This window comes from Rhodoferax sp., assembly GCF_010365055.1.
In the GTDB taxonomy this organism is placed as follows: domain Bacteria; phylum Pseudomonadota; class Gammaproteobacteria; order Burkholderiales; family Burkholderiaceae_C; genus Rhodoferax.
In genome coordinates, this window is the sequence record NZ_JAAFHA010000032.1 from 1 (window position 1) to 12,696 (window position 12,696).

Consider the following 12,696-nt stretch of genomic DNA (forward strand, 5'->3'; position numbering starts at 1 on the left):
TTGGGCTTTATGCTGTCACCGTGGCTTCTCGGACGCTGCTTTCCTCAGTTATTTTTTCCCCACTCACTCCCCCCGCCCTCTCTCGCCCCGCCGGGCGAAAGAGGGAGCGAACAGCCCCATTTGGCTGCGTCTTTGAAGGTGGGAGGTACACGCGCCGCCTGGCGTTGGGGTCGCGCTGGATCTGTTTGATCTGAGTGAAGTGTTTCTGGACGACGAACCGAGAAATCCAGGGCAAGCCAGCTGATGCGACGCCGAATTTGGCTAGGGCGACCGGTCGCTGCGTTGCCTTCACTTTGAGGCCAGCGCGCCGTGGAGCGCAAAGTTCCCACCTACAAAGACGCGGCCAAATGAAGCTCCCCTCTTTCGCCCGGCGGGGCGAGAGAGGGGTTGGGGGAGTGAGTGGGGGAAAAATAGATAAAGAATTGACTGCGTGCCGCAGTCACTGAAAAACAAAAAAACTTATGCAATTTATCCCTCTAGCCCCCGTCCAGCCTTCCTCTGCAGCTATCAATACAAGAACAATCAAATCTTTGCAACGTCCGCCAGCGTCACCACCACGGGCGCGTGGTCACTGGGGCGTTCGTTCTTGCGCGGGCTCTTGTCAATCACACAGCTGGTCACCAAGGGCTTGAGTGCGTTGCTGACCAGAATGTGGTCAATGCGCAGCCCCTGGTTGCGGCGAAAGGCCGCGTTGCGGTAATCCCACCACGAATAGCTTTTGGCGGGCTGCGCAAACAGGCGGTAAGCGTCATGCAGGCCCAGCGCGATCAGCGCGCGCAGTTGGTAACGCTCTTCTTCGGTGCAATGGATGGTGTCTTTCAGACCCACCGGGTCCCACACATCGGCATCGTCGAAGGTGATGTTGTAGTCGCCCAATAGCACCAGTTGGGGATGCTTGATCAGCTCGGCACGGACCCAGTCGCGCAGGCCCTTGAGCCACGCCATCTTGTATTCAAACTTGTCGGAACCCGGCTCCTGGCCGTTGGGAAAATAGGCGCCGATGACACGGATGCCCTTCACATCGGCACTGATTGAGCGCGCCATCTCGTCGTCAAAGCCGGGGATGTTTTTCACCATGTCGGTAGCGGGGGCGCGGGTGAGAAGCGCAACCCCGTTGTAGGTCTTCTGGCCGAAACACTGGGCTAAGTAGCCGGCCTGCGTGAAGGCGTCAAACGGAAACTTGTCGTCGGTCAGCTTGAGCTCTTGCAGCGCCAGCACATCGACCGGGTTGGCGGCCAGCCAGTCCAGCACCTGCGGCAAGCGCACGGTGAGCGAATTGATGTTCCAGGTGGCGAGTTTCATAATGAAGAATATATTGGATCAAGTTGGGCCCTAGCCCCCGTATTCATTTGGTTTACAGCTATCAAAATTAAACTTGCAAGGCCGCGCTGCGGCGGTGATAGGTGACAAAGCTGAAATGTAAACCCGAAGCGGCGACCTGGCGCTCGCGCGCGCCCTGCACCCACTCCGGCCCGAACGCCGGCGCCAACGCATCGCCTTCAAAGTCGGCCTCGATTTCGGTCACCAGCGCCGCGTCGGCCAGCACCAGGGCCTGCGCATACAGCTCGGCGCCGCCAATCACCCAGGCGGTGCTCTCGGGCGGACACAGGGCGCAGGCCTCAGGCAGGCCCTGAGCGACCAGGGCGCCTTCGGCCTGCCAAGCGGCTTGCCGTGTCACCACGATATTAAGCCGCCCCGGCAGGGGGCGGAACTTCGGGGGCAAGGACTCCCAGGTCTTGCGCCCCATGATCACCGGTGAGCCCATGGTGGCACGCTTGAAATGGGCCATATCTTCTGGCAGACGCCAGGGCAACTGGCCATTGACGCCGATGACGCCGTTGCGCGCGCGCGCCAGAATGAGATTGAGTTTCATGCGGATGGTGTCAATGGTTTGGGTTGACGGGAAGGAAGCAAGACGGCAGCAATCGCGGCCATCACGAACACAATGGCGACAAAATCCTGCCAGTGCGGCCATTCGCCGACGATGACGGTGGCCGCCAGGGTACCGACCATCGGCACGGCCATGATGCTCATGGCACTGGTGGTGGGCGGCAGATTGCGGGCCAAGCCCGACCAGATGACCTGGGCAAAGCCATAGTTGACGAAGGCACCATAGGCCAGGCTGGTCCACATCGCCGCAGAAAACCGCCAGCTCGGCCAAGGCTCGCTCATCCAGGCGATGCCCCACAGGCAGACACTGGCAAGCATCATCATCCACACCGTCAGCGTTTCCACCGGCAGCGTCAGGTGCGCGCGCCGCAACATCAGCGTCCCGAGCGCCCAGAGCAAAGCCGCCAACTCCATCCAGACAATGCCCAAGGGATGCCCCGACAGCGCCGTGAACTCGGTTGAGGTCAGCAACGCGATGGCCACCGCCACGGCGGCAGCGGCGAAGGCGACGCGACGGGTCAGCGTTTCACCGAGAAACAGCACGCCAATCAGCACTGTCCAGATCGGCATGGTGAAACCCAGAATCGAAGCCCGTCCGGACGCCAGTTCTTTGACGCCCAGAATAGACGCCGTATGCCAGCCCAGCATATTGGGAATGCCCAGTGTGATGACTGAGCGCCATTCCGTGCCAACTGGCAACATGCGCAGACCCCGCGCACGGTAAAAGACATAGAGCCACAGCGCGCCGCAGGTCATGGTGATGGCGCGAAAGTACAACGGTGTGATCTCGCGCAGTGAGAGCTTCATCATCGGCCAGTTGATGCCCCACATCAGGGTGATGGCCACCAGGGCCAGCATCTGGCGACGGCTGATCACACCGCCACCTGGGCCTTGATGGCGGGGTGGCACTCGTAGCCCAGCACCTCAAAATCTTCATACGCGTAGTCGAAAATCGACGCCGGCCGGCGCTTGATGTTCAGCGCCGGATAGGCCAAAGGCGTGCGGCTCAGTTGCAGCGCCACCTGCTCGGCGTGGTTGCTGTAGACATGGCAGTCGCCGCCGGTCCAGATGAAGTCGCCGACGTCCAGGTCGCATTGCTGCGCCACCATGTGGGTCAGGAGCACGTAGCTGGCGATGTTGAAGGGCACGCCCAGAAAGATGTCGGCGCTGCGCTGGTACAACTGGCAGCTCAATTTGCCTTTGCCGCCCGGGCTTTGCGCGGGCGCCACGTAAAACTGGAAAAAAGCGTGGCAAGGCATGAGCGCCATCTTGTCGAGCTCGGCCACGTTCCAGGCACTGACGATGATGCGGCGCGAATCGGGATTGCTCGTGAGCAGCTGGATGGCTTGCGCAATCTGGTCAATATGACCGCCGTCGGGTGTCGGCCAACTGCGCCACTGCACGCCGTAGACCGGGCCCAGATCACCGTCAGGGCGGGCCCATTCGTCCCAGATGGTGCAGCCGCGTTCCTGCAGCCACTTCACGTTCGAGTCGCCGCGCAGGAACCACAGCAATTCCAGAACGATGGCCTTGAGGAACACTTTTTTGGTGGTGACCAGCGGAAAGCCCTCGTTCAAATCGAAGCGCATCTGATAGCCAAACACGCTGGTGGTGCCGGTGCCGGTGCGGTCGGCCTTGAACACGCCGTGGGTCGACACATGGCGCAGGAAGTCTTCGTATTGGGAACGGATGGGGTGGGAGGTCATAGGAGCGGTATTTTCCTACAAGTTCAGTCATGTCGACGCCAAGGCTATAGTCACCGTCATCATGCAAACCCTCGTTAGCGCCGACCAGATTGAGCACTTGAAAGCTACAAAGCCGGTGCTCCTCCTTTTTGGGGGCTCAAAGTGCGGCGTTTGTCAGGCCATCAAGCCGAAGCTGGAACGCCTCATGGCGCAGCAACACCCCGAAATTGCGCTGGTCTACATCGACTGCGTTGAGAGCCCGGACATCTGCGCCCAGCACGGCGTTTTCAGCCTGCCCGTGGTGCATTTGTACATTGAAGGCCAGCTGTGCCTGGAGCGCGGCCGCAGTTTCAGCCTGGTGGAGTTGGGCGTTGTAATTGAGCGCATCTACCGCTTGTGGACAGCATCGTAGGGCCGCATTTTGAGTGCCCTTGCCTGTGCTAAACCCGCACCACCCGCCCCGGATTCATCAAATTCTGCGGGTCCAGCGCCTGCTTGATGGCGCGCATCATGTGCAGGGCGACAGGGGACTTGTAATGCGCCAGATGATCGACTTTCAGGCTGCCCACGCCATGTTCGGCCGAGATCGAGCCGCCAAAAGCTTGCACCGAGTCAAACACCAGGCTATTGACCCGCGCTTCATCGTCACGCAAAAATTCTGCCGCATCCGCGCCCTCGGGCGCCTGCACGTTGTAGTGCAGATTGCCGTCACCCAGGTGGCCAAAGTTGACCAGACGCACACCAGGAATCGCTTGCTGTAAGAGCGCATCGGTGGCGCGCACAAAGTCGGGAATGCTTGAGACCGGCAACGAGATGTCGTGCTTGATGTTGAGCCCCTCCAGGGCTTGTGCCAGCGGAATACTTTCACGCACATGCCACAGTTGTTTCGCCTGCGCCAGCGTCTCACTCACCACCGCATCCGTGACGCAGCCCTGCTCGAGGGCGGTTTCCAGCAGGCGCTCGAACTGCGCGTGGGCGTGCCGTTCGGATTCATGATCCGAGTTCTCCAGCAGCACGCAAAACGGCGCATCCAGGTGCAGTGGCACCCGCAGTTGCGGGAAGTGTTTGGCGACCAGGCTCAAGGAAAATTGCCCCATCGCCTCAAAGCCGGTCAGCCCGGCGCCCAGGTGCCGGTGCGCCAGCCCCAACAGAGTGACAGCCGCCTCCAGCGACGGCACGGCGGCCCACGCGGTCAGTTGGGCGGCAGGCAGCGGATACAGCTTCAGGGTGGCGGCCGTGATGATGCCCAGCGTGCCTTCCGACCCAATGAACAGATCTCGCAGGTCATAGCCCGTGTTGTCTTTGCGCAAACCACTCAAACCGTGCCACACCTCGCCCTGCGCGGTGACCACCTCCAGCCCCAGGCACAGGTCGCGCGTGTTGCCGTAGCGCACCACCTGCGTGCCGCCGGCGTTGGTGCCCAGGTTGCCGCCAATGGTGCAGGTGCCTTCGGCGGCCAGGCTCAGCGGAAACAGCAAATTCGCTTCCTCGGCACGTTCCTGCACGCTTTGCAGAATGCAGCCCGCCTCTACCGTCATGGTCAAGTTGTCGGCGTCCAGACTGCGCACGGCGTTCATGCGTTGCAGGCTCAGCACAATCTGGCGGCCAGAATCGTCTGGCGTGCTGCCCACCGCCAGACCGGTGTTGCCGCCTTGCGGCACGATGCTCACGCCGCTCGTGGGATGTCGCTGCAGCAAGTGATAGGCCGCGCAGGCACTCACCACCCGTGCCACCTCATCGGTGCAAGCGGGCCGAACGACGGCCAGTGCTTTGCCATGAGAGCGTTTGCGCCAGTCCTGCTCCCAGGCCGTCAGGTCACCGTCGGTGAAGACATGGGCGCTTCCGACAATGTGGCGAATTTCATCCAGCAGGGTTTGCATAGCTTCAGCTTTCTTTGATGGCACCATTGAGGCGCAAGCGAACGTGCAGCGCGCAGGCAGTGAACAGGCTCAAGCACAGGGCCACTTCGACCATCGCCAGATAATTGCCCGGTGCTTTGTCACTGTAGGCACGCACCACGCCTTCGGTGAAATACAGCCACACCATCAGGCTGACCCAGCGGTAGGTGTACATGCGGTTTTTCAACAAGCCGGCCAGCGGCAGGCACAGCGGCAACACTTTGAGCGCCAGCCAGGAGCCACCCGGGCGAATCGGGGCCAACCACAGCTCCCAGGCCAGCCCCAGCACGATCAGCCCCAGCAGACTGCCCACGGCCAGCACACGCGTGGTGCGCACCGAGGCGGAGGCGCTGTTTTGTTCTTTGTTTTTGGACGTATTCATTGCAGTGGCATCATAGCGGCCATGCACCTGCCCGCTCCCCCGCCCGCCACACCAACTTCAAGCTTGCCCCAGCGTCTTGAAGCCGTGTTCAAAGACCTGTCCAAGTTCCCCTGGAAAAGCACGGCCATCACCCTGCGCGAGCGCTTCTCGCAAGACCGTCTGGGCTTGACCGCCAGCAGCTTGACGTTCACCACGACGATGGCGCTGGTGCCCTTGGTGACCGTGGCGCTGGCCATCTTCACGGCCTTTCCCATGTTTGCCAAGCTCCAGAGCGTGTTGCAGCAGTGGTTGGTCAACAGTCTGATTCCCGACAACATTGCGCGCCAGGTGTTGGGCTACCTGACCCAGTTTGCCGGCCAGGCCAGCAAACTGGGGGGTGCCGGTATTGCCCTGTTATTGATCACGGCAGTGGCGCTGATTTTGACCATCGATCACACGCTCAACAGCATCTGGCGTGTGCGCACGCGCCGGCCCCTCGGCCAGCGCGTGCTGGTGTATTGGGCCGCCCTGACCCTGGGGCCGTTGTTGCTGGGCCTTAGTCTGAGCATCACGTCTTATGCCATTTCAGCGTCCAAAGGTGTGGTGGGCGTCATGCCCGGCGGCGTGCAGCTGCTGCTCGACGTGTTGCAGTTTTTCCTGATGGCCTTGGGCATGGCGGCGATGTACCACTTTGTACCCAACACCTGGGTGAAATGGGGCCACGCCTGGGCCGGTGGCCTGTTTGTCTCGGCCGGCATTGAGTTGGCCAAGAAGCTGCTGGCCCTGTACCTGGGCAAGGTGCCCACCTACTCGGTGCTGTACGGTGCCTTTGCCACCGTGCCGATCCTGTTGATCTGGATTTACGTGGCCTGGGTCATTGTGCTGCTGGGCGCCGTGATTGCGGCCTACCTGCCCAGCCTGCTCTCGGGCATACAACACCGCGGCCAATCGCAGGGCTTGCAGTTTCAACTGGCGTTGGAGACGCTGCAGCAGCTGGACCGCGTGCGCGCCACGGATGTGAAAGGCTTGACGACCGATCAACTGTCCGCGCTGCTGCGGGTCGACGCGCTGCAACTGGAGCCAGTGCTGGAAACCTTGTCCGAACTGGACTGGATCGGCTTGCTCGATGAAGAGTTCAAGGGCGAAACGGCACGCTATATCATGCTGTCCAACCCCGACACGACCCCACTGGCGCCGCTGCTCGACACACTCTTGTTACGACAGGAAGAAAGCACCCGAAGTTTGTGGCAAAACGGCCGCTGGCCCTTGTTGAAACTGCGTGATGCACTATGAATAATATAGCAACATGGATGCCATTGCGCATCAAGATGCACGACCCAACCACCGACATTTGAAAACGACCACCGAAGGCAATCGCTCGATCAGTGCCCGAATGGCGTTACGAAGGTCGGAGAGACAGTTAGGGACAGTATGGTGCCGTGTCCGCCAAAGCGTCAAGGCGAGGAGCTGCCCAGACACAATTGCGGCCTTGTGCCTTGGCCAAGTAAAGCGCCTCGTCGGCGCGTTCAATCAAGCTCGACGTACTCTCCCCTTTTGCCAAATAGGCAACTCCGATGGACACGCTGATTGGCCGTTCTTGAAGGGCCGGAATCCGTAATTGCCCGATCTTGGCGCGAATGCGCTCACACGCTGCAAACGCCAGCTCGTCAGAATCGGCATCGAGCAACACAACGAATTCTTCACCGCCGTAGCGGGCAACATAATCCATCGTGCGGATCGAATTGCCCAGGCACTTCCCCACCAAAACAAGGACTTCATCACCGACGGGATGTCCAAACGTATCGTTGATCTGTTTGAAGTGATCGAGATCAATCATGCACAAGGTGATTCCGCGGCACAGTTGGCGTTCGTAGCGAGCGTTCTCAACTTCCAATCTTTGCATCAAATCGCGGCGATTGAAGAGGCCAGTGAGTGAGTCGCGTTGGGCCAGTTCACCGATTTTCGCAACCGCCAAGGCGAGATCTGCCCGAACCTTGCTGATATAGCCGCCCATCAGACTCACAAAAATCATGACGGTCGCCAGAGCCATCAGGTTGATCATCTCAAGGGTGACTTGCACGCGCTCCGGTTGCATGGATGCCATCACGGCAATCACCCCGGCATAGCCCGCGATTCCGATGATTCCAACGCGCGCCATCTGACGAAAATTCAAGCGCAAGACGCCGAAAAGAAGTGGCACAGGCAGGAACATCAGGAAGGCACCCCGTGCTTCGTCGGCTTGGGATATAAGCACCATGGCAGCGACCAAGGAGACGATGAGTTGTATCTCAGTCATGCTTGGATCTTGCAGTCGCAGGTTCCAACCGCTGCGGAGCATGACGAAGAACGCAGCATTGACCGCCGTGGCCCCGATTAACCAATACGCCGGTAGCGATGATGGCAGGTACCCCAGCCACGCGGAGGCCTGCGCGAGCGCAGCGCAAACCACATACGTGGTCGCCGCCATCAAAAACCGGCGCATCCGCAGGGCCTGCTTTGCCCCTGTTTCCGCAATTGTCATTATTCGACCTTCTCCCAACTCCGCCGCCACGACGCTTGCACAAACGCAGGCATCAACGACCTGGACCGGCCATTTGTGCCTGCATTAGCAGGACAGCGCAGGGCCGGGCCTATTAGATACTAACAGTTACAACAAAAACAATTGATGGGGAGAACCCTCGAAATTTCACCTAATTCTTGTAGGAAGTGACTTGGACTCAATGATCGCGGGCGCGATCGACCCTTGTCTGAGCAGGTCGACATTCAGCACCGTGCAAGCTTGACAAACCGGCTGTCACCGAAGGTCGGCAATCCTTTGGCGTCGTTCGCACCGCCACGGGCCTTAAGGTTTCAAAAACCCGTTCAGTGCGGCCAGCATCGGCTCGGGCGTCTCGTTCATCTGATGGTGGCCACCGGGCAGGTAAACCACTTGGGCATTGACCGCTTTTTTGATCAGCCCCTGCGCTGCCTTGGGCGGCGTCATCTGATCGACGCTGCCCAACACAAACAGCACCGGGCATGGCACTTGGGCCATGGCTTCTTCGCCATGGCTGTAGCTGTCGCAGGCTTTGAAACCGGTATGAAACAGGTTGACGTGGGGGTTACTGGCCAACACGCGGCGCCCCAGCGCCATCGACGCCCCATAGACCCAGGTGCCGGGCCCCAGGGCGGAGGGCGGCGGCGCCAGGGTCGAGCGTGAAAAGATGTTGACCATCTCCAGGGCCTTCATTGGCTCGCTCAATGACGACGCCAGCAAGACAGGTGACACTTTCATCGGGAAGGCGATGCCCACCAGCACCAGCTGGCTGATTCGTTCGGGTGCACGGGCAGCGGCTTCCAGCGCGACAAGGGAACCGAAACTGTGACCCACCAGTGCGGCCTTCTCGAGGCCGGCCGCGTCCATCAGCGCGATGACAAAGTCGGCGGCCTCCTCGACCGTCGCCGGTGGCTCACCGGCACTGCGGCAGTGGCCCGGCAAGTCCAGCGCCAGCACGTTCCAACCGTGATGTGCCAGGTAACGCGTCTGCAAAATCCAGACGCTGTGGTCGTTCAGGACGCCGTGGATGAAGATGATACTGGGCTTGGCGGCATCGAAGGCTTTGCCGCCGGTGTAGCAATAGGTTTTGGCGTCATTGACGGTTAGATACATGGCAGGCTCATCGAAATGATAAATTTGAGTCAAACAGGGCTCTAGCCCCCGTGGAATATGCGCAAGCAGCTATCAAATTAATAAGCTTCAGTGCGCTGTGAGAGGGCCAGGCTCAGCCCTTTTCAGCCGCTTTCAGCGCGCGCTTCAGGTCATCAATCAGATCATCGGCGTCTTCCAGCCCGATGCTCAGGCGGATCGTGCCCTGCGTGATGCCGCCTGCCGCCAGCGCTTCGTCGCTCATGCGAAAGTGCGTCGTGCTGGCCGGGTGAATCACCAGGCTGCGGCAATCGCCCACGTTCGCCAGGTGGCTGAAAACCTTGAGGCTCTCCACAAACTTCTTGCCCTGCTCCCGGCTGCCTTTGAGGTCAAAGCTGAAGACCGAGCCGGCGCCACGCGGCAACAGCTTCTGCGCCAATGCGTGGCTGGGGTGGCTGGGCAGCAGCGGGTGCCCGACACGCGCCACAAACGGTTGGCTGACCAGAAACTCCACCACCTTGCGCGTGTTGCTCATGTGGCGCTCCATACGCAGCGGCAGGGTCTCCACCCCCTGCAAAATCAGCCAGGCGGAATGCGGGCTCATGCAGGCACCAAAGTCGCGCAGACCCTCGCGCCGAGCCCGCAGCAGGAAGGCGCCCACGGTCGACTCCTCGCTGAACACCATGTTGTGAAAGCCCGCGTAGGGCTCAGTCAGCTCCGGAAATTTGCCCGATTTGTCCCAGTCAAAGCGGCCGCCGTCCACCACGATGCCGCCAATCACCGTGCCATGGCCGCTCAAGAATTTGGTGGCCGAGTGGTAGACCAGATCGGCGCCGTGCTCGAACGGCTTGATGAGCCAGGGCGAGGTCAGCGTGGAATCGACCAATAGCGGCACGCCGGCCTCGTGGGCGATGCTCGATACGGTGGCAATGTCCAGCACGTCCAGGCCCGGATTGCCCACGGTTTCACCAAAAAACAACTTGGTGTTGGGCCGCACCGCCGCGCGCCAGCCGTCGATGTCACCCGGCTGAACAAAGGTGGTCTCGATGCCAAAGCGGCGCAACGTGTAGTGCAGCAGGTTTTGTGAGCCGCCATACAGGGCGGTACTCGCCACAATGTGCGCGCCCGCCCCCATCAGCGTGGCAATGCTGAGGTGCAGCGCGGCCTGGCCGCTGGCCGTGCTGATGGCGCCGATGCCGCCTTCGAGCGCGGAAATGCGCTGTTCCAGCACCGCATTGGTCGGGTTGCTGATGCGCGAGTAAACGTGACCGGCGCGTTCCAGGTTGAACAGGGCAGCGGCGTGGTCGCTCGACTCAAAAACGAAAGACGTGGTGAGGCAAATCGGTACGGCACGCGCGCCGGATGCGGGGTCAGGGGCGGCACCGGCGTGCAGTGCCAGTGTGTCAAAACCGGGGTCAGAGTAGCCGGGCATGGGTTTCCTTTGTATTGATCGGGACGACTATAGGACAGGCGACGCCAGGGCAGGCGAGCTCGCCGCCGTTCGCAAACAAAGAGCATCTTACGGCTGGTCAGCGCCGCTCTGGGATAATCCGGCGCCATGAGCGGCAACACCTTCGGCAAACTATTCGCAGTCACCAACTTTGGTGAATCCCACGGCCCGGCCATTGGCTGCGTGATTGACGGCTGCCCGCCCGGCATGCTGCTCAGTGAGGCGGACATCCAGACCGATCTGGACCGGCGCCGCCCCGGCACCTCCAAGTTCGTGACGCAGCGCAACGAGCCTGACGCGGTTGAAATCCTTTCGGGCGTCTATGAAGGCAAAACCACCGGCACGCCGATCTGCCTGCTGATCAAGAACACCGACCAGCGCAGCAAGGACTACGGCAACATCCTCCAGACTTTCAGGCCCGGTCATGCCGACTACACTTATTTTCAGAAATACGGCCTGCGCGATCCGCGCGGTGGCGGGCGCTCATCGGCGCGTCTGACCGCGCCGATGGTCGCGGCCGGTGCAGTGGCCAAGAAATGGCTGTTCGAGCACTACGGCACGGTGTTTCGCGGCTGCATGACGCAGATTGGCGAGTTGCCCATTGCTTTTGAGTCGTGGGATTTTGTGCCCAACAACCCGTTTTTTGCGCCGGTGGCCGATGTCTCTAGATTCGCAGACTACATGGAAGCGCTGCGCAAGGCTGGCGACTCCTGCGGCGCGCGCATTCGCGTCTCGGCGTCCAACGTGCCGGTGGGGCTGGGCGAGCCGCTGTTTGACAAGATGGACGCGGACATTGCCTACGCCATGATGGGCATCAACGCCGTCAAGGGCGTGGAAATCGGCGCCGGTTTTGCCAGCGTGGCGCAGCGCGGCAGCACGCATGGCGATTCGCTGTCGCCAGATGGTTTCAGGTCGAACAACGCCGGGGGGGTGCTGGGAGGCATCAGCAGCGGGCAGGACCTTGAGGTGTCGATGGCGATCAAGCCAACCAGTTCAATCCTGAGCCCGCGCGAGTCGATTGACATCGCGGGCAATTCCACTGAAGTCAGCACCAAGGGCCGCCATGACCCCTGTGTCGGCATTCGGGCTACGCCCATTGCCGAGGCCATGCTGGCGCTGGTGGTGATGGACCATGCATTGCGCCATCGGGCGCAATGTGGCGACGTGGCGGTTGATTTGAAGCCGATCAAGGCGTCGGCTTAACGCGCGCCCGTGGCATCACCCTGCGGGGTGGAGGCGATGCGAACGTCGCCTCTGCCTTTTTACGCTTTCTTGACGTAAGCGCTGCACCAGCCCTTGGCTGTCACTTGCTTGCCGGCAAACAACGGGCATGCACCCGACACAGCGCCCGCCTTGCCCTGGTACAGCGCGCAATTGCTGCATTGCTGGGCGGCAACGTGTTTCGGAAACTTCTTGGCGTCCGCCTTGGTGGTATCGGCCACGTAGCCCAGCGCTGTTGCCTGGGGATTGGTGGCGTCCACCATGGGAAGGTCAGCGGCGAAGGCATTAGCGCCGGCCAGGGCGCTGCCGCCCAAACTGAGTTGAACAATGAATTCGCGACGGTTGCTCATGAGGTATTTCCTAAATGATGATGTGTTTGCCAGACCTTGCCGCTTGACAATGTCTTGGACGGCGTGATTCTATCGATTCACCACATAGCATCAACCCGCGCTTGAGCAATACCCTTTTGAATCAATCAACCCGGGCCTGCCTGTCAACCGCAGCGCCGACATGGGGCCCCCCGGCGTCATCGGCGCCTAGCAGTTCCAGAACACAAAAGCCGCCCG

At 60.8% G+C, this 12,696-nt stretch carries 13 protein-coding genes; 3 read left to right on the forward strand and 10 right to left on the reverse strand.

The window, feature by feature from the left end; genetic code table 11:
* Positions 1-522 precede the first annotated feature (522 nt).
* From GZ093_RS09330 to GZ093_RS09345, 4 genes are all read right to left on the reverse strand, one after another.
* A complete protein-coding gene (locus GZ093_RS09330) occupies positions 523-1,302 on the reverse strand; it encodes an exodeoxyribonuclease III (protein ID WP_296485221.1) in 780 nt (259 codons plus the stop codon).
* A 67-nt stretch (positions 1,303-1,369) separates the two neighbouring features.
* A complete protein-coding gene (locus GZ093_RS09335; RefSeq protein ID WP_296485223.1) occupies positions 1,370-1,873 on the reverse strand; it encodes a dihydrofolate reductase in 504 nt (167 codons plus the stop codon).
* Positions 1,870-2,766 carry a DMT family transporter gene (locus GZ093_RS09340; protein ID WP_296485224.1) on the reverse strand — a complete coding sequence of 299 codons (897 nt, stop codon included), beginning with the start codon at positions 2,764-2,766 and terminating at the stop codon, positions 1,870-1,872. The genes GZ093_RS09335 and GZ093_RS09340 overlap by 4 nt, the downstream gene beginning before the upstream one ends.
* A complete protein-coding gene (locus tag GZ093_RS09345) occupies positions 2,763-3,596 on the reverse strand; it encodes a thymidylate synthase (RefSeq protein ID WP_296485226.1) in 834 nt (277 codons plus the stop codon). The genes GZ093_RS09340 and GZ093_RS09345 overlap by 4 nt, the downstream gene beginning before the upstream one ends.
* 61 nt (positions 3,597-3,657) lie before the next feature.
* Between GZ093_RS09345 and GZ093_RS09350 the strand changes: the two genes are divergently transcribed.
* Positions 3,658-3,987, forward strand: a complete 330-nt coding sequence (locus GZ093_RS09350) for a thioredoxin family protein (RefSeq protein ID WP_296485227.1) — start codon at positions 3,658-3,660, stop codon at positions 3,985-3,987.
* 28 nt (positions 3,988-4,015) lie between these two features.
* Here GZ093_RS09350 and GZ093_RS09355 read toward each other — a convergent pair whose 3' ends face one another.
* Together GZ093_RS09355 and GZ093_RS09360 are read right to left on the reverse strand one after the other, a co-directional pair.
* Complete coding sequence (locus GZ093_RS09355; RefSeq protein WP_296485229.1) at positions 4,016-5,455, reverse strand: FAD-binding oxidoreductase; 1,440 nt, start codon at positions 5,453-5,455, stop codon at positions 4,016-4,018.
* A gap of 4 nt (positions 5,456-5,459) precedes the next feature.
* Positions 5,460-5,855 carry a DUF2069 domain-containing protein gene (locus GZ093_RS09360; protein WP_296485231.1) on the reverse strand — a complete coding sequence of 132 codons (396 nt, stop codon included), beginning with the start codon at positions 5,853-5,855 and terminating at the stop codon, positions 5,460-5,462.
* A 21-nt stretch (positions 5,856-5,876) separates the two neighbouring features.
* Between GZ093_RS09360 and GZ093_RS09365 the strand changes: the two genes are divergently transcribed.
* Positions 5,877-7,127 carry a YihY family inner membrane protein gene (locus tag GZ093_RS09365; RefSeq protein ID WP_296485232.1) on the forward strand — a complete coding sequence of 417 codons (1,251 nt, stop codon included), beginning with the start codon at positions 5,877-5,879 and terminating at the stop codon, positions 7,125-7,127.
* Between the two features lie 127 nt (positions 7,128-7,254).
* Here the strand turns inward: GZ093_RS09365 and GZ093_RS09370 are convergent, their stop codons facing one another.
* The 3 genes from GZ093_RS09370 to GZ093_RS09380 all read right to left on the reverse strand — a co-directional run bounded on the left by GZ093_RS09370 (position 7,255) and on the right by GZ093_RS09380 (position 10,891).
* Complete coding sequence (locus GZ093_RS09370; protein ID WP_296485234.1) at positions 7,255-8,355, reverse strand: GGDEF domain-containing protein; 1,101 nt, start codon at positions 8,353-8,355, stop codon at positions 7,255-7,257.
* A gap of 321 nt (positions 8,356-8,676) precedes the next feature.
* Positions 8,677-9,483 carry an alpha/beta hydrolase gene (locus GZ093_RS09375; protein WP_296485236.1) on the reverse strand — a complete coding sequence of 269 codons (807 nt, stop codon included), beginning with the start codon at positions 9,481-9,483 and terminating at the stop codon, positions 8,677-8,679.
* 112 nt (positions 9,484-9,595) lie between these two features.
* On the reverse strand, positions 9,596-10,891 hold the full coding sequence (locus tag GZ093_RS09380) for an O-acetylhomoserine aminocarboxypropyltransferase (RefSeq protein ID WP_296485238.1): 1,296 nt from the start codon (positions 10,889-10,891) through the stop codon (positions 9,596-9,598).
* Between the two features lie 126 nt (positions 10,892-11,017).
* On the opposite strand from GZ093_RS09380, the gene aroC reads away from it, so the two are divergent.
* Positions 11,018-12,112 carry a chorismate synthase gene (gene aroC / locus GZ093_RS09385; protein WP_296485240.1) on the forward strand — a complete coding sequence of 365 codons (1,095 nt, stop codon included), beginning with the start codon at positions 11,018-11,020 and terminating at the stop codon, positions 12,110-12,112.
* Between the two features lie 59 nt (positions 12,113-12,171).
* Here aroC and GZ093_RS09390 read toward each other — a convergent pair whose 3' ends face one another.
* Positions 12,172-12,480, reverse strand: a complete 309-nt coding sequence (locus GZ093_RS09390) for a high-potential iron-sulfur protein (protein WP_296485241.1) — start codon at positions 12,478-12,480, stop codon at positions 12,172-12,174.
* Between the last annotated feature and the right edge of the window lie 216 nt (positions 12,481-12,696).

Excerpts from the sequence above, each read along its gene's own strand:
- GZ093_RS09345 (WP_296485226.1), bottom strand. The coding sequence starts at position 3,596 with ATGACCTCCCACCCCATCCGTTCCCAATACGAAGACTTCCTGCGCCAT.
- GZ093_RS09360 (WP_296485231.1), bottom strand. The coding sequence starts at position 5,855 with ATGAATACGTCCAAAAACAAAGAACAAAACAGCGCCTCCGCCTCGGTG.
- GZ093_RS09335 (WP_296485223.1), bottom strand. The coding sequence starts at position 1,873 with ATGAAACTCAATCTCATTCTGGCGCGCGCGCGCAACGGCGTCATCGGC.
- GZ093_RS09355 (WP_296485229.1), bottom strand. The coding sequence starts at position 5,455 with ATGCAAACCCTGCTGGATGAAATTCGCCACATTGTCGGAAGCGCCCAT.
- aroC (WP_296485240.1), top strand. The coding sequence starts at position 11,018 with ATGAGCGGCAACACCTTCGGCAAACTATTCGCAGTCACCAACTTTGGT.
- GZ093_RS09330 (WP_296485221.1), bottom strand. The coding sequence starts at position 1,302 with ATGAAACTCGCCACCTGGAACATCAATTCGCTCACCGTGCGCTTGCCG.
- GZ093_RS09365 (WP_296485232.1), top strand. The coding sequence starts at position 5,877 with ATGCACCTGCCCGCTCCCCCGCCCGCCACACCAACTTCAAGCTTGCCC.
- GZ093_RS09380 (WP_296485238.1), bottom strand. The coding sequence starts at position 10,891 with ATGCCCGGCTACTCTGACCCCGGTTTTGACACACTGGCACTGCACGCC.
- GZ093_RS09375 (WP_296485236.1), bottom strand. The coding sequence starts at position 9,483 with ATGTATCTAACCGTCAATGACGCCAAAACCTATTGCTACACCGGCGGC.
- GZ093_RS09350 (WP_296485227.1), top strand. The coding sequence starts at position 3,658 with ATGCAAACCCTCGTTAGCGCCGACCAGATTGAGCACTTGAAAGCTACA.
- GZ093_RS09390 (WP_296485241.1), bottom strand. The coding sequence starts at position 12,480 with ATGAGCAACCGTCGCGAATTCATTGTTCAACTCAGTTTGGGCGGCAGC.
- GZ093_RS09370 (WP_296485234.1), bottom strand. The coding sequence starts at position 8,355 with ATGACAATTGCGGAAACAGGGGCAAAGCAGGCCCTGCGGATGCGCCGG.